The organism is Hymenobacter busanensis, assembly GCF_008727865.1.
GTDB classification, from domain to species: Bacteria; Bacteroidota; Bacteroidia; order Cytophagales; family Hymenobacteraceae; genus Solirubrum; species Solirubrum busanense.
The window spans coordinates 17,411-38,440 of the sequence record NZ_VTWU01000009.1; the positions used below are offsets into that span (position 1 = coordinate 17,411).

Annotated in this window: 12 protein-coding genes; 3 read left to right on the plus strand and 9 right to left on the minus strand. The window is 62.2% G+C overall.

The annotated features are described in order from the left end of the window. Window positions 1–241: 241 nt before the first annotated feature. The gene (locus tag F0P96_RS19465) at window positions 242–1,057 is read left to right on the plus strand and encodes a class I SAM-dependent methyltransferase (protein ID WP_160620173.1); all 816 of its coding nucleotides are present in this window, start codon (window positions 242–244) and stop codon (window positions 1,055–1,057) included. Between the two features lie 15 nt (window positions 1,058–1,072). Here the strand turns inward: F0P96_RS19465 and F0P96_RS19470 are convergent, their stop codons facing one another. The 4 genes from F0P96_RS19470 to F0P96_RS19485 form a co-directional block, all read right to left on the minus strand. After that, window positions 1,073–2,329 (minus strand): lipopolysaccharide biosynthesis protein, encoded by a 1,257-nt coding sequence (locus F0P96_RS19470; protein WP_151080670.1) that lies wholly within the window; start codon window positions 2,327–2,329, stop codon window positions 1,073–1,075. Between the two features lie 4 nt (window positions 2,330–2,333). Beyond that, entirely contained in the window at window positions 2,334–3,575 is a 1,242-nt protein-coding gene (locus F0P96_RS19475; RefSeq protein ID WP_151080671.1) for a glycosyltransferase, read from the minus strand. 153 nt (window positions 3,576–3,728) lie between these two features. Then, window positions 3,729–5,453, minus strand: coding sequence for a T9SS type A sorting domain-containing protein (locus tag F0P96_RS19480; protein WP_151080672.1), 1,725 nt, complete (start codon window positions 5,451–5,453; stop codon window positions 3,729–3,731). A 130-nt stretch (window positions 5,454–5,583) separates the two neighbouring features. After that, a complete protein-coding gene (locus F0P96_RS19485) occupies window positions 5,584–8,397 on the minus strand; it encodes a TonB-dependent receptor (protein ID WP_160620171.1) in 2,814 nt (937 codons plus the stop codon). 196 nt (window positions 8,398–8,593) lie between these two features. Between F0P96_RS19485 and F0P96_RS19490 the strand changes: the two genes are divergently transcribed. Then, window positions 8,594–9,478, plus strand: coding sequence for a YicC/YloC family endoribonuclease (locus F0P96_RS19490; RefSeq protein ID WP_235917536.1), 885 nt, complete (start codon window positions 8,594–8,596; stop codon window positions 9,476–9,478). Between the two features lie 306 nt (window positions 9,479–9,784). After that, entirely contained in the window at window positions 9,785–10,330 is a 546-nt protein-coding gene (locus F0P96_RS19495; RefSeq protein ID WP_151080675.1) for a DUF1795 domain-containing protein, read from the plus strand. A gap of 118 nt (window positions 10,331–10,448) precedes the next feature. On the opposite strand, the gene F0P96_RS19500 is transcribed toward F0P96_RS19495, so the two are convergent. From F0P96_RS19500 to ruvA, 5 genes are all read right to left on the minus strand, one after another. Further along, complete coding sequence (locus F0P96_RS19500) at window positions 10,449–11,726, minus strand: M28 family metallopeptidase (protein WP_160620169.1); 1,278 nt, start codon at window positions 11,724–11,726, stop codon at window positions 10,449–10,451. A gap of 53 nt (window positions 11,727–11,779) precedes the next feature. Continuing rightward, a complete protein-coding gene (locus F0P96_RS19505; RefSeq protein WP_151080677.1) occupies window positions 11,780–12,190 on the minus strand; it encodes a VanZ family protein in 411 nt (136 codons plus the stop codon). Window positions 12,191–12,204: 14 nt separating this feature from the next. Next, a complete protein-coding gene (gcvH, locus tag F0P96_RS19510) occupies window positions 12,205–12,585 on the minus strand; it encodes a glycine cleavage system protein GcvH (protein ID WP_151080678.1) in 381 nt (126 codons plus the stop codon). A gap of 164 nt (window positions 12,586–12,749) precedes the next feature. Continuing rightward, window positions 12,750–20,252: a T9SS outer membrane translocon Sov/SprA gene (gene sov / locus F0P96_RS19515; RefSeq protein WP_235917537.1), complete on the minus strand. Its 7,503-nt coding sequence runs from the start codon at window positions 20,250–20,252 to the stop codon at window positions 12,750–12,752. Window positions 20,253–20,291: 39 nt separating this feature from the next. Next, window positions 20,292–20,897: a Holliday junction branch migration protein RuvA gene (ruvA, locus tag F0P96_RS19520; RefSeq protein ID WP_151080679.1), complete on the minus strand. Its 606-nt coding sequence runs from the start codon at window positions 20,895–20,897 to the stop codon at window positions 20,292–20,294. Between the last annotated feature and the right edge of the window lie 133 nt (window positions 20,898–21,030).

Here is a 21,030-nt window from a genome sequence, read left to right on the forward strand (position 1 = left end):
CGAGGAGAAAAAAAGGATAATGATACGGGCTATACCGCAATAAACCTGCGCCCAATGGCTGCAAAGTGATGAAATTGGTCCAGGGCACGCAACACTGCAACTGCCAATTTTGCACCGGAATCAGGCTCTTGCTGATGCGGGTGCGGTACCGGAAGCTGCGCCGGCGGCTCTTCCGGCAACGGTATGGCGCTGCATGCCGCATATTTGCAGCTGCTTTCCTGTGCTTTTTTCGTTGCTGGCCGTGTCTCGTCTTTCCAAAACCCTGCGTGCCCTGGGCAGCCTCGCCCGCAACCCCTGGCTGCTCAACCACGTGCTGGCCGCCGACACCGACGCGTGGCAACGCCAAGCGCTGCGCCACGCAGCCCGCTGGCAGGTAGGCGAATACGGCCTGCCCGAGACGCCGCTGACCAACCTGCTGCCGCCGGGCGGCGACACCGTACACCCTTTCGCCTTCGGTGGCGGCGGCTCCCTGCCTACCGATTTGCTGCTGCTGCGTGCCCTGGCCCGCCAAAAACCGGGCGCCTCGTATTTCGAAATCGGGACGTGGCGGGGCGAAAGCGCCGCCGCCGTGGCCGATGTAGCCGCCACGGTCCACACGCTCAACCTCTCGGCCGACGAGCTGCGCCAAATGGGCATGGCCCAGGCGTACATCGACCTGCACGGCCACTTTTCCCGGCCTCTGCCCAACGTCACGCACCTGCACGGCAACTCCGCCACCTTCAACTTCGGCGGCCTCGGCCCCTTCGACGTGGTGTTCATTGACGGTGACCACCGCTACGAGGCCGTGCGGCGCGACACCGAGCGCGTGTTTGCCGAACTGCTGCATCCGCAGTCGGTAGTGGTGTGGCACGATGCCGCCCAGCAGCCGGGCCAACCGCGCTGGGAAGTACTAACCGGGCTGCTGGATGGCATACCCGCTACGGCCGCGGGCCAGCTGTACGCCGTGCAAAACACGCTCTGCGCCCTCTACAGTCCCACGCCGCTGCCCGCGCAGGTGCATCAGCCGCACGCCGCGCCCAATCCCGCTTTTGCGGTACACGTGCAGCCGCTGCGCTGATATACGCGCTTGGTTTTAGCGCTGCAGCAGTTGCCGCCAACCGGCAAGGTCTTGCCAGCGCGGTATAAAATGGCTGGGCGACAAGGTGGTGGCCCGCCGAAATTGCCAGAGCAAATAGCCTGTGGAAGCGAGGTAGGAAATCGTGGTGGCTAAGGCCGCGCCCTGGGCGCCGTAGCGCGGAATCAGCACGGCACAGCCCATCAGCGTAACCGCAATGCCCACCGTCTGCGCCCAGTTGTTGATGCGGTAGCGGGCCAGGCCAGCAAAATAGCTGCTCATCAGCATCGAAAGGCTGATGGCGAGGGTGCCCGGGGCCAGTAGCGCAATAATGGGCCGCGCCGCCCCGAATTCCGGGCCGAAAATGCGCGCCAGCACAGCGGCCGGCAGGGCCACCAGCGCTAGCACGGCCGCAGCCGTGGCCAGCAGCGCCAGCCGCGCCGTGCGGGCCGTGGCGTGGGCTTCGGTTTGCTCGTCGTGGGCGTGCACCAGGTCGAGGTATTGCACCTGGGCCGCGGAGCGCGGAATGAGCCAAATAGCCTCGGCCAGCGCCGTACCCACCGACAGCACGCCCACCGCTTTGGGCCCGGCCAGCGCCGCCACAAAGTAGTAGCTGAGGCGGTAGTTGAGGAACGAAAGGATGTTGGAAAAATGCGCCCCGCGGCTGTGCTGGGCCAACTCACGCACGGCCGCGCGCAAACCGGCGCCGCGCGCCCACCCGTCGGTGGTGCGGGCCAGCAGCAGCAGGCTAACCAGCAGCGGCAAGCCGTAGGCCGGGTAGCTCACCCACCAATACGCCGCTACGGTCCGTTCCTCGAAACCCGACAGCACCAGCCAGAGGCCACCGGCCAGTAGCCCGGCCTGGGCCAGGTTCAGTAGGTTGTAGGTTTGCTCCCGGCGCCGGGCCAGCAGCAGCGAAGTGGTGATGGACAAGCCCGCCTGCAGCCACGCAATGCCCAGCAGATGCAGCAAGTACGTGGGCGACGGGTGCCGCCAGAGCCACACGCCCGCCGTGCCCAGCAGGCAAACCAGCGTGGCCCAGGCACTGGCCGGCACCAACAAATGCCACTGGTTGCGCCGCGCGCCCAGGTAGATCAGCGACGAGCCGCCCAGCAGCCCAATGAACAGCAGCAGCAGCGCTACGTCGGTCACAAACAAACTGACTTGCCCGCGCCCCGCCGCGCCCAGAAACCGAGCTGTGACGAGGACCACCGCGAAGTTGAGCAGCGCAATGCCCAAACGGGCGGCAAACGTCTGAATGAGGCGGCGCAGCATAGGGCTAGCGGGCAACTACCGATTGCGGCACCGGCGTGCGAACAATATTGGCGTAGAGGGCCGCAAAACGTTGCCCCACGGCTGGGTAGCTGAAGTTTTCCTCCGCAGCGGCCCGCAGCACAGCAGGGTCGAAGCGGGCGGTATCGGCCTGCAACACCGTCAGTAGCGCCTGGGCCAGCGCCGCTTCGTCGGCGGGCGGCACCAGCAGGCCGCGGGTGCCGTCGGGCGGGAGCAGTTCGGGTACACCGTTTACGCTCGTGGCCACCGCCGGCAAGCCGCTGGCCTGGGCTTCGATGAGCACGCAGGGCAAGTTTTCGTAGTTGGAAAACAGCACAAAGGCCTGCGCCCGTCGCATTTCTTCGGCTACCTGCGGCGAGGTTAGTTTGCCCAAAAACTCCACCGTACCATCGGCCAGCAGGCCCAGGTCGGTGGCCAGCTGGTGCATCTGAGCTTCGGCGGCGCCGTAGCCGGCAATGCGCAAATGTAGGTTCAAGTGCGGATGCGCGGTGCGCAGGCGGGCCACGGTGCGCAGCAGGCCACTCAGGTTTTTGGCCTTTTCGTTGAACGCCGCTACGTTCAGCAGCCCGCGCCGTCGCTGGCCGGCAGCAGGCAAATGAAACAGCTCGGTATCCACTACGTTCGGCACGATGACGGTGCGCGGGTTCACGCCGCCCAGCCGGGCAAGGTTGCGGCGCAAATCGTCGGAAACAGGGGTGTAGGCAGCGGCTTGGCGCACCAGCAGGCCGGCCAGCCACTGCCGAAACCGGCCGAGCTTCCACACGTTGGCCGGCGCGAAAATCGTCCAGTTTTCGGTAATGAGGTATGGAATGCCGCGCAGCCATTTCAGGGCCAGGGCAAAGGCACCGGTACGCAGCAGCACGTGGGCGTGCACGATTTCGGGCCACTGTCCGCCCCAGTGCCGGCGCACTGCCCGCAGACCGCGCCAGGTGCAGAGTGTCCACAGCACCAGCTTCAGCAGGCGGTCGACCGGGCCGATGCCGGTGAGGCGGGCGCGGTAGTAGTAGCGCCAGGTGGGCACGCGGCCCTTTAGGTCAACCTCCACGTCGATGAGCCGCGGCAGCGGACCCCGCGCCACGGCGGCAAACACCACGGCTATGCGGGCCGGGCCGTCGGCGTCGGCCACGCGCGCAATGGCGTCCACGTGCCGCGCCACGAAGTCGCCGTCCTGGTCGTCGTAGCGGTTGGGGTACCATTTGGGCAGCATGAGCACGCGCGGGAGCGGCATAAGCAGAAAGCAGCGAGGGGAATTGGGCCAACGAAAGCGCAAGCTACGGCATTGTGGGCAGTAGCGGCGCCCCAAAACGGTATCGGCCCGCCCCCGGATGGGAGCGGGCCGGCCCACTCATTCACTGCAATAGATAACGTAACAGCGCCGTCCTTATTGGCTCACCACGAAGCGCACCGTTAGCACATCGGCGCCGGCGCTGACGGTGGCAATGTAGAGGCCCGATTTCAGCGTGGCCGGCAGCGCAATTTCCTGCTGACCGGCAGCGGCTTGCTGGTTCTGGCGCACCACGGCTACTTCGCGGCCCGTCACGTCGAGCACGCGCACCGATACCGCGCCGGCCCGCTGCAGTTCAAACCGTAGCGTGGCGGCGCCGGCCGTGGGGTTCGGGGCCACGCTCAGGCCTTGCAGGGCTTTGCTGGCGGGCTGGGTGGCCAGCACTTGGCCGGGCACGTTGTAGCAGGTGGTTTGGGGGTTGAAGTTGGTCCAGCCTTCGGTCCAGTTGGTGTTGCCGAACGCGCCGCGGAACGTTACCACGTCGAAGGTGCCGTTGACGCCGCCGTTGCCGGTGCCGGTTACTTTGGCGTTGGTGAAGGCGGCGCCCGTGTTCAGCAGCGAAGCCGCCGGCAAGGCAAAGTTCGGGGCGCACTGGCGGTTGTTGCCGCAGTTGCCTTCAAAGAACAGGTTGTCGTAGTTCAGGCCCAGCGCCGCCAGCGTGCGGGTGGTATCGTTGCCGTTGCCGCCCACAAAGGCGTTGATGTTGAAGGCCGGCGTGGCGGCAGAGGTGCCGCCCAAACGGGCAGCGCGGGGGCTGTAGCCGGCCAGCACGTTGTTTTGAAACAGCAAGGTGCCCGCCGTGGCGTTGGCCTGGGTAGTGCCGGGGGCGCCGCCGTTGATTTCGAGCCCGGCGCGGCGGCCCGCAAACACGCTGTTGAAGATGCTCTGCGACGAATTCTGGCGGATAAGCGCGCCGGCCGAGTTGGCAAACGGGCTGGCCGGCGCGGGTGTCGTGGGCAGAAACACGCTCATGTTGGAAAACACCGCCGAGGTTTGGGGGGTAGCCGCGCTGTTGGTGCCGTCGTTGTCGCTTTCGAAGCCGTTCGACACGCCGTTCGTGGCGAAGTCGCCGCGGCTCTGGTCGCGCACCGCAATGCCAAACTGCACGCGGCCCGAGTAGCCGAAATCGGTGTCGAAATCGTCGTCGGTGCCGGCCAGGGCCACGAGGTACTTGGCGTTGACGGTGCCGCCGAACCACTCAAACGAGTCGTCGCCGGAAGCCGTTACCTGAATGTGGTCGATGGTGGTGCCGGCGCCCACGCCGCCCAGCGTCAGGCCGTTGATTTCGTTGCCGGGCAGAAACGGAATGCCGGGAAATTCGATGCGCACGTACTGCAGCACGCCCGAGTTGTCGAGCGGATTGGTGCCGCCGTAGGTAGCCTCTGTGCCACCCTCAATCTGGGGGCTGCCGGTGCGGTTGGTAGGGGCGTTGCCGCAGATGATGATGCCGCCCCAGTCGCCGGGCTGGCGCTGGCCCGCCGGCTTTTCGGAAGTGAAAACGATGGGCTGCGAAGCCGTGCCGGCTGCGTTGATGCGGCCGCCCTGACGGATGACCAGTGCCCCTTGGTTGGCAAAGCTGCCCTTGATGATGGTGCCCGGCTCGATGGTGAGCGTAACGCCGCTGTTGACGTACACGATGCCGTTGAGCAGGTAGATGTTATTGCGGGTCCAGGTGGTGTTGGCGGTTATGGCAAAACCCGATTTGTCGGGCGTGCCACTGCCCACGGCCACTACGTTCGGGGCGGTGGCGGGGCAGGTGGTTTGGGCATGCGCGGCCGCTACCGAAGCCGCGAACAACAGAGCGAGTACAGTCTTTTTCATGGCGTAAAGCGAGGTGTAATCCAGGGTGGGACTTGACGCTGCAAAGCTCTGACACAGAAACGCCCACCCGGTAGGGGTGGGCGTTATGGTTTCGTTGCGCGGGTGTTACGTTTCTGTGTTCCGGCCGCTGCTAAAAGCGGTAGGTCAGGCCCAGCGTGGAGTACTGGCCACGCCGGTAGCGGGCATACACGGCCTGCTGCTCGAAGTCGGCAATTTTGCCGTTGCGGTCGAGGTCGTAGTACTGGCGCACGTACTGGTTTAGCAGGTTCTGCACGCCGGCTCGCACTTCCAGGTGCGGCCCAAAGCCCTTGGTCACGGCCAGGTCCACCACGTGGCGCGGCAGCTCAAACACGCTGAAGTTCTGCCGCTGGTCGCCCACAAACGTGATGCGCGGCCCGACCACGTTGTACTGCGCCGATACCTGCCAGCGCCGGTCGTCGTCCTGGTAAAAGGTGCCGAAGTTGACCACGTAGGGCGACTGGCCCTGCAGCGGGCGGTTGGTGAGGGCGAAGTCTTTGTTTTGCGCCAGGGCCGTGTCGAGCTGCACCCGGCTGCGAATCAGCGAAGCGTTGACCACGAACGAGAAGCGCTGCCAGAACGCGTTGTCGACCACCGTGGCCAGCGACTTGCGGGCTTCCACTTCCACGCCCACGTCGTAGGCGCGGTCGGCGTTTTGGTAGGTCAGCGTCACGTTGCCGTTGGAGCGCGTCACCTGCTCGATGGCGTCGGTAAAGTGCTTGTAGAACACACCCACCGACAGCATTTCCGAGCGCGTGGGGTAGAATTCGTAGCGCAAATCGGCGTTGTAAATGCGGGCCGTGAGCAACGAGTCGTTGCCCTGCACAAAGAAGTTCGTGTTGAAATCGTAGTAGGTGTAGTCGGCAATTTCGCGGAACTCGGGGCGGTTCACCGACACGCTCGAACCAGCCCGCAGCAGGTGCCGCTCGTTGAAGGTGTACGTCGCGTTCAACGAGGGCAGCACGAACGTGCGAATTTCCTCGTAGGGCTTTTTGGTGGCCGTGGCCGACTCCGTTTCGCCCGAGGCCAGCTGCTTGCGGTTGTACTCCACTCGCACGCCGCCGCTCAGGTTAAATTTGTCCGACAGCGGCGCCACAGCGCTCAGGTAGCCGGCCACTAGGCGGTTTTCGCCGGTGTAGCGGTCCTGCGGAAGCGTGCCTTCGCGAATCACAAAGCCGCCGTTGGGGTAAATGTTGGCTTCGTCGAAAATGCTGCTGAGCGGCAGCGCGGCCAGGGCTTGGTTGAAGCGCGCCGAGCGGGTGTAGTTGAAGTAGCGGCTGGTGTAGCTGCGGCGCTTTTCTTCGGCGTAGAACCCGGCCCGCAGCTTGTAGAGGTTGGCGCTGAGCGTGTCGCGGCCCGGCAGGCGCTGCTCAAACTGGCCGCTGGCCATGTAGGTGTCTTCGCCCAGCTTGGAGTAGAAGCGGGAACTGGTCTGCGGCACCACGTCGACGGACACCACAAACGGGTTGGGGCTTTCGTCGGTATCGGGCCGGTTGTAGCGCGTCTGCTGGTTCTGCCGGTAATCGGGCTCGTCGCGACTCACGTGGTTGTAGCCCGTAGCCCAGGTAATGGTGCTGCGGCCGGCGGCGCCCACCTCGTGAGTGCCACCCAACTGGCCCGAGTAAATGCTGCGGCTCTGGTAGTGCAGGGCGTAGTCGTTGCGCTGCTGCGCGTCTTCGCCGGTGCCGTTTTCAAAGTTCAGCCCTTGGCGGTTCACCACCTCGTCGGTGCCGTACTGGTTGAAAAAATTGCGCAGCTCCAGGCGGTTGTGGTCGTTCAGCCGCACCTGGTAGTTGTGAATGATGCCCAGGCGCACCGCCGACACGCTGCGGGTGTCGGTGTAGCTGAATTTGGGGTCGAGAATACCCGCGCGGTATTCATTGAAGCGCTGCCGCTCCGAGGTGTACTGCTCTTGAGTAGACGAGTACGAAATAGACGTTACGTTGCTCACGTACGCCCGCCCGATGTCGAAGCGGCGGTTGAGGCCGAGGGAAAACCGCAGGTCGGGCCGCGAGGTGCCCACGCTGGGCAGAAACTCGTTGCGCAGGCTGCCGCGCACGGCTTCGGCCTGGGCCGCATCGGTGGGTTTGCCCGGCGAAAGGGCCGTTACGGCGCTTGGCATGTCGCGCTGGCCGCTGTCGAAACCCAGGAAGTCGGTTTTGCTGTGGTTGGTGCTCAGGTAGCCGCCCTTGAAGGTGTTGGTGCTTCGCGCCCAGCCCGAAACACTCAGCGAAGTCGAGTTGTCGAGCACCGAGTTCTTGGTGTACACTTTCACCACGCCGCCGCCAAATTCGCCCGGCAACTCCGGCGAGCCGCTCTTGAAAATCAGCACCCGGTCGATGACCGAAGAAGGCAGAATATCAAACGAGAACGAGCGGGTGTCCACCTCGGCCGAGGGCGTCAGAGCATCGTTCAGCAGCACCGTGTTGTAGCGTTCGGCCAGCCCGCGAATCACGATAAAGTTGTTGTTCTGCACCGTCACACCCGGAATGCGCTTCACCACTTCGGCCGCGTCGCGGTCCAGGGTCTTCACAATCTGGTCGTTCGACATGCCGCTCACCACCACTTCGCTCTTGCGCAGGTCTTGGATCAGCGCCACTTCGGTGCCGGTCTGCTTTTGGCCGGTCACGGTCACTTCTTTCAGCTCGGTCGTATTCTCCTCCAGCGTGCCGTTGAGGGTCGTTTTCTGGCCCGCCGTCACCACCACGCCTGCAAAGTTCATCGGCTTGTAGCCCAGGTACGTCATCAGGATGTTGTAGGTGCCCGCCGGTAGCTTCAGCTCGTAGTTACCCGCCACGTCCACTGGGGCGGCCTGCGTGGTGCCGGCCACTACCACCGTGGTGCCAATGACGGCCTCGCCGGTTTTTTTGTCCAGTACCTTGCCCACAATGGCGCCTTGCTGGCCCCGGGTTAAAGTGCTGATCAAGAGGGCAAAAATTAGTAGAAAAAAACGTTGCATAAGCGCGGTCTGGTTGGCTGCACAAAGCTATTTTCGACCTGTTATGCCAGCGTGACCCGTGAATTATGCTTATGTTATCGGCAGCCCAACCATCTGAAATTCTGCCCCAACCCCGTACTTTTGCGCCGCCTTTTCCGGCCCATCCGCTTCTATGCTGCAATCCATGACTGGCTTTGGAGTCGCCCAGCGCGAAACCGAGTCCTATACCCTGTCGGTTGAAATCCGCTCCCTCAATTCCAAAGGCCTCGACCTGACGCTGCGCCTGCCCCGGGCGCTGTCGGCCAGCGAGTTGGAATTACGCAATCTGGTGTCCAAGCAGCTCGTACGCGGCAAAGTCAACGTCAACGTCGACCTCACCCGCCCGGCAGCCAACCGCACCGCGCGCGCCGCCCTCAACCGCGAGGCCCTGACCGCCGCCTACCAGGAGTTGCAAGCCGCCGCTGCCGAATTGGGTGCCGATACAGCCAATTTGCTCGAGTTGGCCTTGCGCCTGCCCGGCGTCGTGCAGTCGCCGGCCGAGGCCGCCGCGCCCACCGAAGAGGAGGCCCCGCTCACCTGGGACGAATTGGCCCCCTTGGTGCAAGAAGCCCTCGACCGCACCCTCGAATTCCGCCGCACCGAAGGCCAGACCCTCACCACCGAAATCCTGGGCTACATCGACCGCATCCGCATTCTGCTGTCCGATGTGGAGCGCCACGACCCCACGCGGCTGGAGAACGTGCGCCAACGACTGCGCGACAGCCTCGGCGAGCTGCTGCAGAGCGAGCAATTCAACAGCGGCCGGTTCGAGCAGGAGCTTCTGTACTACATCGAGAAACTCGACATCGCCGAGGAAAAGGTGCGGTTGGTCAGCCATTTGCACTACTTCACCGAAACGGTTCATCTTCCTGAGCCCACAGGTAAGAAATTAGCGTTCATATCACAGGAAATCGGACGCGAAATCAACACCATCGGGTCCAAAGCCAACGATTCTGCCATCCAGCATTTGGTGGTAGGCATGAAGGAAGAGCTCGAAAAAATCAAGGAACAGCTCAACAACATTCTTTAAGCACAAACCACCGACGTCGCAATTTCGTAAAGCCTCAATTGAACATTCTTCATAAATTCCAGCATAGGCTTATGTTGATGTTCAACGGGAAGCTTCAACCCGAAGTACACGTTTAAGCAAAACCCAAAATGCTGCTAGGGAATCAGATAAGCCGATTTGTAGCGGCGAACAGCTGTACCGACATTATTTTTTCTTCATAATGTTGGTGTTTCGGTTTTTCTCTCTAAATTGTGTTATCCAAACAGACTGCCTCCGCACTTTTGGGTACGTTACCAAGATTAAACTTCACCTCTTTCAGTTACGACCATGAAAAACGTTCTACTCGCCCCAATTTGCTGCTTGGTTGCAGTATTCTTGATGGCAGCCCGGCCTTTCGCCGAAGTGGAGCTGGTCAAGAAGCGTGTGCTTAGCGAACGGGTTGAAATCCTGATTCCAAAAGGCTTTGAGGTAATGACCGAGCAACAGATGGATTTCCTGTACGCGAAAGCGCAGAGCCGTCCGAGCGTCATTTACACCAATGCGTCGCACGCCAGCCTCTCGTTTACGTACACCGACAACACCGCCGACCAGGACATGGTCCCGATGTACGCGCAGAACTTCGTAAAGACATACAAGAAGCAATACCCTGACGCTCAGTTCTTTGCAGAAGGTGTGAAAGAGGTAAATGGTCGCCAGGTTGGGTTCATCGAAATGATGAAGCCGGAACTGGGCCACCAGATGTACACCTTGATTTTCTTCACCGACGTAGAGAACCGCCTGCTGATGTGCACCTTCTCGTGCCCCGACCGCCAGAAGCCCGAATGGGAATCGGTGGCCAAACAGGTAATGGGCTCTTTCCGTACCAATAGCTAAGCGGCGAGTCGCCAACCCGCCGTTTTTACGTCATCCCGGAATTGTCTGATCCACCTCAGACGATTTCGGGATGATTTGTTTTATGCCAATACAGGCTCCCCAGTCGGCTCTTATATTATTATGGAGTCTTGGCTTGACTTGCGTTAGCACCTTGCAACTGCATAAAGCCCACCAACAGCTTGAACAGGCCGCCGAAACCGCTCAGCGGAAGCGTAGCACTTCGGTCCAGCACATCGTGGTAGAACGTTGGCTGCCCGCGCAGATACAGGAAGAAAGCCGGTACACCCGCCTCGGAGAAAGGATAATGATCGGAGTTGGCAGCGCGGCCGCGGGAGGCTAAGCCGGGCAGGAAGCGGCCGGCTTCGTTGAGCGTAACGAGCTGTTGGTAGGCGCGCTCGTGAATTCGCCCGTTTACGACCGTAGCCCCGTCTTGACCGGTGCCTTCCAAATCGAGATTTAGCAGAAACCGAATGCGTTCGAGTGGGAGTAAAGGGTGTTGCACAAAATAGCGGGAGCCCAGCAAGCCGGCTTCCTCGCCGCCAAATGCAACGAAGGCAATGGAATATGCCAGTCGGTTTTCGGGTTTGGCATAGTACTCGGCCAGTTCGAGCAGCATGGCCGTGCCGCTGGCGTTGTCGTTGGCGCCTGGGAAATACGTGCGGCGCCCCATGTGCCCGAGGTGGTCGTAGTGCGCGGTAACTACTAAAAACGAATCGGGCTGGGCTGTGCCGCGCAGAAAACCGGCTACGTTATGGGTCTGGTAATTGGCCGTAAGAGCCGCCGTTACTTCTATGGTTGCTTGTTGCGCGCCTTGCTGCGGCCAACTGCTGGCAAGCACCAGGAACTGCGGCTGCGGCTGTTGATGATCGGCCAGCGAAGCCGTGAGCTTAACCGGAACCAGCGTGATGCGGGCGGCCGCTTCGGCAATATGCTGGGCAAACGCAGCCGGTAACGTGCGCAGCCGGTCAGCGTCGCGCTGCCGCAGTATCAACACACGGTGTTGCAGCGGTTGCTGCAGAAACCGCTGCCCGGCGGCTTCATCGGTGAAGATGAGGGTGTCGAGCGTGGTGATTAGGCCTTGTACGGAACCGCCACCGGATTCGGGCTCCGCAATAAAGTCGAGGCCGGGCCGTAGGGCTTTGCCGTCGATGCGCAGGTGCATGCGGTCCGGAAAGGTATTGACCGTAAGCAGGAAGGGTTGCTGAAAACCCGGGGCTAACGGTGTGAGGCCAATTTGCTGGAACCGCTTGGCCAAAAAGCGGGCCGCCTGCGTATCGCCGCCGCGCACGTAGCCCCGTCCGTGCAGGCGCGGGCTTGCCAGGTATTCGATGGTGCGCCGGACCCGGCGGAGGTCCTGGGCGCACACGGGAGCTGCCGCGCCGAGCCAGAGGCCCACAACCGCGAAAGCAAGGCTGGAATACCGACGGAGCATGTCAGAACTCGTAAAAGTCAGGCCCAGTACCGCTGCACGAGGCGCATCAGCCCCAGGCCAGCAACGGTGCCGAGGGTGTCGCTGATGACGTCGCTCCACTCGCCCATGCGGCCCAGATCCATTTGGGTTTGCAGCACCTCAATGAGCACGCCCAGCAGCGTGCAGCCCAGAAAGACGTGCCAAAAAGCCCGGCGACGCAAACGCGGGAAGCGTTCTTGTCGCCGGGCTGAGAAGACGTAGAGCACGGCCAGCACCAGAAATACGCCTGCGTGAGCTGCCGAGTCGAACGACAGCAGCTCCCAGTGCGGCATGGGCGGGATGCCATCGAGTGGGCTCAGAGTGAGCCACAGCACGATGAGCGTCCAGATGATGGGCAGGGCAACCCAGGCAGGCCGCCGCGCCGCCAAAGACGAAGCTGGTGCGGCCATACGCCAAGCGGGAATTAAGCGCCTACTAGTTCGCCGTAGGCCTCGGCCGACAGCAGCGCGTCCACCTCAGCGGCATTGCCAACCGACATCTTGATCATCCATCCGTCGCCGTAGGGGTCGGAGTTAACCAGCTCGGGCGAGTCACCCAGCTTGGAATTTACTTCGAGCACGGTGCCCGAGAGCGGGCTGAACAGGTCCGATACCGTCTTGACGGCCTCTACGGTACCAAATACTTCGTCCTTGGCTACGTCCTTGTCAGCAGAGTCGATGTCGACGTACACGATGTCGCCGAGTTCTTTCTGGGCGAAATCGGTGATGCCAACGTAGGCAACGTCGCCTTCAACGCGGACCCACTCGTGTTCTTTCGTGTACTTCAGTTCGCTGGGGAGATTCATAAAACGCGCAACAAAGCAAATGAGGAAACTTCGACAACGGCCGCTCAAAGCGGCGCGGGCCAAAGGTAAGGCATAGCGGCATTGCCCGGTACAAAAAATCGGCGGGCGGAGCCGCTTCCACCAAGGAAACTACTCCGCCCGCCGATTATTGCCGCTTTCTGGGGCTATTGCGTGATGCTGTAGCGCAACTGAATACCGCCTTCGGTGGTCACGTTGCGGAACGACCCGCTCACGCGCGGCTCGGAAATATTGCGCGTAAAGAAGAATTGGATGTTCAGGCGCTGATCGATCATGTAGTCGATGGTGGGGCGCAGCTGCACTTGGCGGTTGCCGTTGGTTTCCTTTTCTTCCGTAATACCGCCGCTGGCATTCGGGTCGTCGATGGAGGTGGGCTGCACCACGTTCAGGATGCTGCGCTGCACCGTGGACGTGTTGCGGATGGAAAGGTCAAGGCGCACGTTCAGCTCGTTGCGGAGCACGCGCTGCTCGCCGCCGATGCGGAACGGAATGCGGAAGCGGTTGGTGGTGTAGCCGAGGCCAATGGTAGCGCTCTGCGAGCGAAGCTCCGTAATCTGCGCGTTGGTGGTGTTGAGCACCACGTTGCGGTCGATGGAGTAGTCGGCGCGGCCGTTGAACTTCTCGGTGGTCTGGAAGTTCACCCCGATCAGCGGCGACATCCGTTCGCTGATGCTGGCCTGGTTGACGACGTAGTACGGAATCAGCTGCCCATCGACGTTGGTTTTGGTAGCCAAGAACTCGGGTTCTTCCTGGTACTGCGTGGCCGTGGTGTAGCTCAGAATGCGGTATTCCGAGGAGTAGGCGTGCGTAAGCGACACCGAGCGGAAGTACTGCTTGAAGAACGGCACCTCGCTCAACCCGTTGTAGTCGATGCGCCAGTTGGGCAGCGGAATCACGCCGAAGGGGTTAAATTTCTTGGGCTTGTAGCTTTCCGACGAGCGGCCCTGGTAGGCATCGAGGAAAGCGGGAATGAGTACGTCCTGCGAGTTGAAGCCGTAGATGCCTGCCCGGTTGGCCGACTGCAGCCGTTGGCGCACCGTGTTGCGGTTGTTCACAAACTGCCCAAACGCAGCCGACTCCTTGCTCTTGTTCCAGTCGCCAAACAGGGTTTGGAGCGAGAAGAACGACGAGCTGAACGAGCCCGACCCCAGCGGAATCAGGTCGGCCAACTGCCCGTTGCCGAGCGGCTGCAGCGTTACCGAATCGACGGCGAGGCGGTAGAACGTTTCGCGGTTGCGCACTTTCTGACGGCGCGCGTCGAGCTGAATGTTGAAGTTGCGGAACGGCTCGAGTGCCGTGCGCAGGTTCAGGTTTTCGGTTTCGAGGGAGCTGAGCGGGGTGTTCAGCAGGTCGCTTCGGTCGGTGTACCAGCCGTTGGCCTGGGCACGCCGGTACAGGTCGCCCAGCTCGTACTGCTGACCCAGAATGAACGGCACGCCCGGCGCGTCGAAGGCATCGTTGAGGCCGAAGAAACGCGTTTTGGGCAGGTAGCCGGGCAGCAGCGTGCCGGCCGTGCGGGCGTAGGTAAAGTTCAGCGAACGGGCCGTCATCAAGGAGCGCAACACAGCTTTCAGGAACCGCAGTTGGTTGGTTGTGTCGGCCTCGGCTTTGCCGGCCGTTTCGGTGCGAGCCGGCGTGCCCAGGCTGCCGGCCGGGTCGTTAAGCGAACGGCCTTTGCGGAGCTTATCCAGTGCGCCGCCTTGGCTGGGGCGCTGGCCGGGAGGCGGCGCGTTGTTGATGATGTTGAGGAACTTGACCTTGTTGTAGAGCTTCACCAAGTCGATGCGGCCGTTGAGGCTCACATCCTGGTTGTTCTGGATAGTGTTGCCCAGGTTCACGGCCACGGTGGCCGTGTCGGAGAGGCCGGTGCCGGGCTTGGGGGCCCGAATGGCCGTGGAGGCCGCCTGCCAGGTGTAATTGGCGGCGTAGCGGGCATCGGCGCTCAACCAGTCGGTCAAGGGGAACTTGTCGAGCGGCAGGCGGTAGGTGAGGGCTGCCGTTTGGTTGAAGTTGGTGGTACGGCCACCCTGCTGCAGGTTTTTCTTGAGCGCGGCGCGGTTGGCGCGCGCCTGCGGGCTGTCGTCGATGGTACTGCCCACGCCTTCGTCTACACTGCTGCGGTTGGTGGCGGTGTAGTCAAAAATGAGGCTCTTGGTCAGGTCCCACTTCAGGTCGTAGATGCGGTTCAGGAAGAAGCTCTTCTGGAACACCCCCGGAATGCCGGCCGTGGTGGGCACTTGGCCGGGCGCAAACGTGCGCTGCAGGTACCGCTCGTTGTAGCGGCGGTCGAGGTCGGCGCGGAAGGCAAAGCGCGAGGGCAGGGGCGTGAAGTTCAGCTCCTGCAAAAACTTCAGGTAAGGCGAGTTCAGGGCCTGCACCTTGCTCAGGGGCGTGTAGTTTTTGGGCGTGGGCTGGTAGGTGTAGGCCAACGCGCCGGTGTAGGTGCGGGTGAAGTCGCGGTCGGTGGCAATGTCAGTGTAAAGGCGCTCCGTCAGCGAGTAGCTTAAGGCCAGGTTTTCGGGGTCGTAGGGCTTGGGCTTGCGGTCGGGGTTGGCCGTGGCCGAGCGTTCCTTGCGCACGTTGAGCAGACTGATGGAGCGGCTGCGCAGCTGCGTGGTTACCTCGCGCCGGTAGTTGGCGCGGTCGGCATCGGTTTCAAACTTCTGCAACGACTGCGTGAGCTTAGTGTCGGGGTCGAGCGGGTCGTACTGGGGCGAGCGGCTTTCCTGGCCGGCTTGCAGCAGCACCGGCACGCGCAGGTTCAGCTTTTCGGGCAGGAACTTCTCGGCCGCCACGGCCGCGTTGATGTCGCCGCGCGCCACGTTTTCGAGGGAACGTTGCGAAGGTTTGTCCTGCAACGAGCCAAAGCCAACCGACATGTAGGAGCCGGTGGCCGTGATGTTGGCCACGTCGGCGAGCTTGGTGTTGAAGCGCGCCGTAGCCGCCCAGCCGTCGGTGTTGTCGAAGTCCTTCACGCGCAGCTCGTCGGCCCACAAGCACACCGATTTGGTGGGGCCGCCGCCGCTGGGGCCGTCGGCCGGGTTCAGCACGCCAATCATGGCGCCCTGCACCGCGCTCAGGTCGGGGTTGCCGAGGATGGTGATGGTGGCGTTGACCACCGTGCCGTCGGGCAGCGTAACGGGGCGCGACACCACGTACGGAATCAGCAGGCTGGCACCGGCCTGGTTGCGGCGGGCCTTGGCGTCGATCAGGTCCTGCAGGCCCAGGTCAATTTCGTTTTGCAGCGGCCAGATGTCGCGTTGCGTCAGGCCCGAGCCGGGCTGGGTAATCTTCAGCGGCAGCGAGTATTCGTAGTAGTTCTGGGTGTAGTCGGTGCCGAGGCGAATGAAACCGCGCACCTCGCCGTCCTGCACGTTGGTTTCGCTTTCGGCATGCAAAAACAGCTTCAGGCGCTTGTAGCGCAGCATATTCAGGTTCACGTTTTTGTAGGCGGCCTTAGCGTAGCCGTCCTCCAGGCCTTCCACGCACAGGCGCAACGACTGCTCGTTCTGCTGGCGGTTCACCGTGCTCGACCCGTACTCTTTGTCGCGCACAATGTCGGGCGGCTCCACGTAGGGAATGGCGTCGCTGGCAGCCGACGAGCGGCCGTTTTCTTCCACGCTCACCGTCGACACGGCAAACGAAATAGCGTCGTCGAGCACGTTTACGCCTTGCAGGTTGGGCTGTGAAATCACGCCCAGGTAGCGGCGCCACTGGTTGGCCAGAAACTGGAATTGCAGCATGCGCAGCACCACGGGGTCCTCAAAACCGGTGAGGTACATGCGCACGAAGCGGATGGACTTGAACCCGAACGGCTGGTTGTTGTTGCCCACGATGCCCGAGGGCGTGCGAATCGGAATGCGGAACTGGTACCATGATACCTCGTCGCCGTTCACCGTGTTCGTCACCTTGTCGATGATGTAGTTCTCGCCCACCCGCAGTTGGCCGGGTTCCAGCGGCACGCGGTACTCGTAGTAACGCTCCGTCTCGTTGAGCACGTTGTCGCGGTTCAGGTCTTCCTTGTCGGGGAAGGCCGTGGAGCTTTGCGTGCCGCTCTCGCGCGAGTTGCCCTCCATGCCGTTGAAGTTCTTGTACCGGCCCAGAATCTTGGTGTTGCTGTTCAGGTACGAGCCGTCGAGGTGGTGGCGGAAGTCGTCGGCCGAGGGGTCGGCCACGTTGGCGTAGCCGGGAATGTTGTTAAAGAATTCCTGCTCCTCGGTCGAGGTTTTTCCGTCGAGGCCAATGTCCTGCCGGGCCCGGCCGCCGGGGGCAGTGCTAAAAGCGTCGGTCAGGAATTGCTGCCGCGTGGCCAGGCCGTAGGGCGAGGCCTGCGTGATGTTCGGAATCTGGGAAGCGTCTTCGCTGCCGTCGGGCAGGCCGTTCTCAAACTCGTTGAGGCCGTCCTTGAGCACGTCTTCCGAAATGGTGCCGAGGTTGAAATACAGCTCGCCGCCGGTGCGCGGGGCCGAAGGCGGGTTCTGCGAGTCGTCGATGAGGTTGTTGCCGTTCTGGCTCTGAATGAACGGGTCCATCAGCCAGAATTCGATGTACTCCACGTTGGCGTTGTCGAAATCGGTATCGAAGGTGATTTCGCGCGAAATGCCGCCGTAGTGCTGCCGCCGGTTCACGTCGGTCAGAAACTGGCCGTCGGCCGAAATGCGGGGGCTGAGGTTGTACTGGCCCCGCTCGCGGGGGTAATAAGCCAGGTCAAACGTGTTTTCGTAGCTGTTGCCGATGGCGCCGTTGTCGCGGTTCGGGAAGACCTCGTTGCGCGGCACGCCGCGGGTGTAGTGGTTTTTCAGCGACGGGTCGTCGGCCCCAATGTTGTTGGGCTTGCTCGTGCCGTTGGTGTAGTACGTCTGGTCGATGGTGTACCAGGCCAGCTTGGCGCGGTTGTAGTTGGCCGCCAGGCCCGGCAAGGTTCCGCCCGGCACCACGGCCGGCGTACTGGCCAGGCGCCATGCCGTATTCGAGGTTAGGCCCGAGAGGGAATAGGGCGTACGTGCATTCTCGAAGTCGTCGAGGTACGATACGCCGTTTTCGCCGCGGCCCAGCTGCGACTTGCCCGGCACCAGCTGCGCAAACTCGCCGCTGAACGCCACCGACGACGGCGCCTTCGTGTTCACGAAGGGCAGCATGTCGAGGTATTTGGTGAGCACGCGCGAGTCGCGGCGCAGGCTCATGTCGAGGCCGTACATGGTGTTGTTGCCCGGCTCTTCACCCAAACTCACCCGGTTGATGCCCGGCGCCTGGTTTTCGAGCAGGTGCAGAATGGTGCCGCCGAAGTTGATGTCCTCGCTCAACTTGTAGTCGAAACGGGTGCCCAGCAGCTTGCGGGGCAGCACCTGCACCACGGCGTCGCGCTCAAACTCCACCCGCAACTCGGCGGCCGAGTTCAGGTAGCTCTGGTTGAGAATCTTGACCTTCGCCTGGTCGTAGAATACTTGGTAATCGGCGCCTTCCTGCAGCAGCGTGGAGCCCGAATACACGCGCACCGAACCCTCTGGCACCCGAATGCCGGGCAGCGTAATTTCGTCGGTGGCGGTGGCCGAGTACTTGCCTTTCAGGTAAAACTTGTCCTTCTCCTGCACCTGCGCCGCATCCGACTGCACCCGCGTGTACAGCTCCTGGTACACGTACTTGTCGATGAGCGGCTTCTCGGTCACCGGGTCGAAGCGCGCCCGCAGGTAGCTGCCGTAGGGCTCTACCACCGGGAAAATGATGCGCCCGAACGTGGGGTCCACCGTCAGGCCCTGCAGAAAGTCGAAGTTGCCGTCGGCCGGCCGGTCGTTGTTGGGGTTCACGTTGTCCAGGTTCAGCACCTGGTTCAGCGGAATGTTCTGCACCTGCTGGCCTTCTTTCAACGACAGCAGGTCCACGCCCGTCGCATCGTCTTTGTAGATGATGTCCATCTGGAACTTGTCGCGGCTCAGCTGCGAGGCGTTCAGCGAATAGATGTTCTTCATCATCAGGTCGAACACCGGCAGGTTGCCCGTCGCCAGGTTCTTGTTGAGGCGGTTCTGGGTCGAGTCGGCCTGGGCCACGCCGGGCGTGGTCGAGCGCAGCATCTTCAGAAACACCACGTCTTCGTCGCCCACGTTGGCGTAGTCGTCCACCAGCTCGCCCACCTTGTAGGGGCGGCCGTTGAACATATACTCGTACGACACCGCCAGCACCTGCTCGGGCAACAGCGGCGTGTTCAGCGACAGGTAGCCCAGCTGGGCGTTGAAGGTATATTCGCTGGTGTTCAGCTTGCGGGCCCGCACGCGCTCAAAATCCACGCTTTTCTGCAGGCCCAAGCCGTTCAAAAAAGCATCGACGCCAGCCCCCGAGTTGGTTCGGTCGCCGGTGCGCACTTGGCTGAAAAGCTGGTTTGCGGTGTTGCTGGCCGGCGTGGTAGCCTGCGGATTGCTGCCCAGGATGTTGCCCCGGTAGGTGCGCAGCGGCTCGGCAATGTCTTGCAGGGCCACCACATTGCGCAGGTTATCGGTGGTGCGGTTGTCGTTGGTAATGTATACCTCCAGGCGGCGGATTTCCACCCCGCTCTGCACCGTGGGCAGGTTGCGCAGCACGTTGTCGTACCGGTCGCGGAAATACTGCGAGAGGAAGAAGTGACGGTTGGCTTCGTAGTCGCTGGCCTTCACCTCGAAGTTGCGGCTCTGGGACCCGTTCTGCACCCGAATTTCATCGGCGGTGCCGCGCATGGTAGCGGCCACGCTGGTCACGGCCAGCTTGCCGAACTGCATCTGCACCTTGGCACCAAACAGGTTTTGCCCGCCCTGCATGAGCGAGTTGTTGAGGGGCAGACTCACGTTGCCCATCTCCACCTTCCGAATGATGTCGGTGTCGTAGCCCGTGAAGTCAGCCTTGATCTGGTTTTCGAAGTCGAAGGCCGCGCGGGTGTCGTAGTTGAAGAGAATCTTCAGCTTGTCGCCGATCTGCCCGGTCAGGTTCAGGTTGAAGTTCTGCTGAAACTGAAAGTCGCCGTTGGTGCGCTGGCGCAGCGTCAGAGCTGGGTTGTCGTTGAAATTCTGGCGCCAGCCCAGCGAAATGGTGGCCGAGCCGTTGGGCCGAATGTCAATAAAGTCGCCGCCGAAAATGCGGCCCAGGCCCGGCGCTAGGTAAATCTTCGGAATCAGGCGCTTGGAGGCCGGGGAACCGGTTTCGCCCGCCACCGTGCCTTCCGACTTGGTGCGGAAGTAGTTGCGAATGGCCTGCTGCTGCTGCAGGCGCTGAAACTCGTCGTACGACACGCGGGCCGGGTCGCGGTAGTCCACGTCGGTGCCCACGTTTTCCTCCACGTCCACAAAATCGAGTGAGTCGCCCACCGTCACCTGCCGCTTCACGTTCGAGGGCAAAGGCAGAATAAAGGGCGAGCGGCGGCGCTCCGACAAGAAGTTGCCGGGGCGGTCGGAGGGAGCTACGCGCGGGCGCCGGCTGGGCCGGTAGCGCGTGGTGTCGCCCACCACGGGGCGGGTGGTGTCGGGCAGCGCCCGCAGCAACGGCCCACTATGGCCGGCTTCGAGCCAGCTCCAGAGCTGCGAGAAAGCAAAACCGCGTCCGCCGACCGGTTCAGCCTGCGACCACCAGGCCAGCAGCGACGCAGCAACGACGGAGAGGGCGGTGAAGGACTTCTTACCGGAGTTCAAGAAAGAGGAAGGTAAAATGGAGTCAGCAGCAGCAAGAAGCTAGTTCGACTTAAGAGCAAATTTAATTAATTCCTCCACGCTCAGATCGTTGCCGTGCTTGTGCTGGATCTGTTCCAGCGTCTTCTCGGCAGCGGTCCGCGCAAAGCCCAACGTCACTAGCGCGGCTAACGCTTCCGAGCGGTTTGTATTGTGCTGCTTGGCCAGGGGCACCACTTCCACGCCGGCTTTGGCCAGCAGTTCGTCTTTGCGCAGCCGGTCGCGCAGGTCCAGTACAATGCGCTGCGCCGTCTTCGGTCCCACGCCCTTGATGGCCTGGATGGAGCGCACGTCTTCCTGAATAATGGCGTGGCGAATTTCGGCTACTGACATCGACGACACAATCACGATGCCCGTGCCCGGCCCGATGCCCGACACCGAAATCAGGTGCATGAACAGGGCTTTTTCGTTGGGGTCGAGGAAGCCGTAGAGCGTCTGGCCGTCTTCCTTCACGTGGTGGTAGGTGTAGAGCTTGGCCCGCTCGCCCTCGGCGGGCAGCTTGGAGTAGGTGGCCAGCGAAATCTTCACTTCGTAGCCCACGCCGTTCACGTCCAGAATGGCCTGAGCGTGGTCTTTGTAGGCGAGCTTTGCGTCGAGGTAGGCAATCATAGAGGCAGCAGCGCGGGTAGGGAAGGCCCGCGGGTTCGTGAATATCGGAAGGAATTAGGAGCCGGGGCCGAAAGTGGCGCCCCGGCCGGTCGTTCCTAACACAACTTGGGGCTAAAAAGCTCGGCCGTAACCA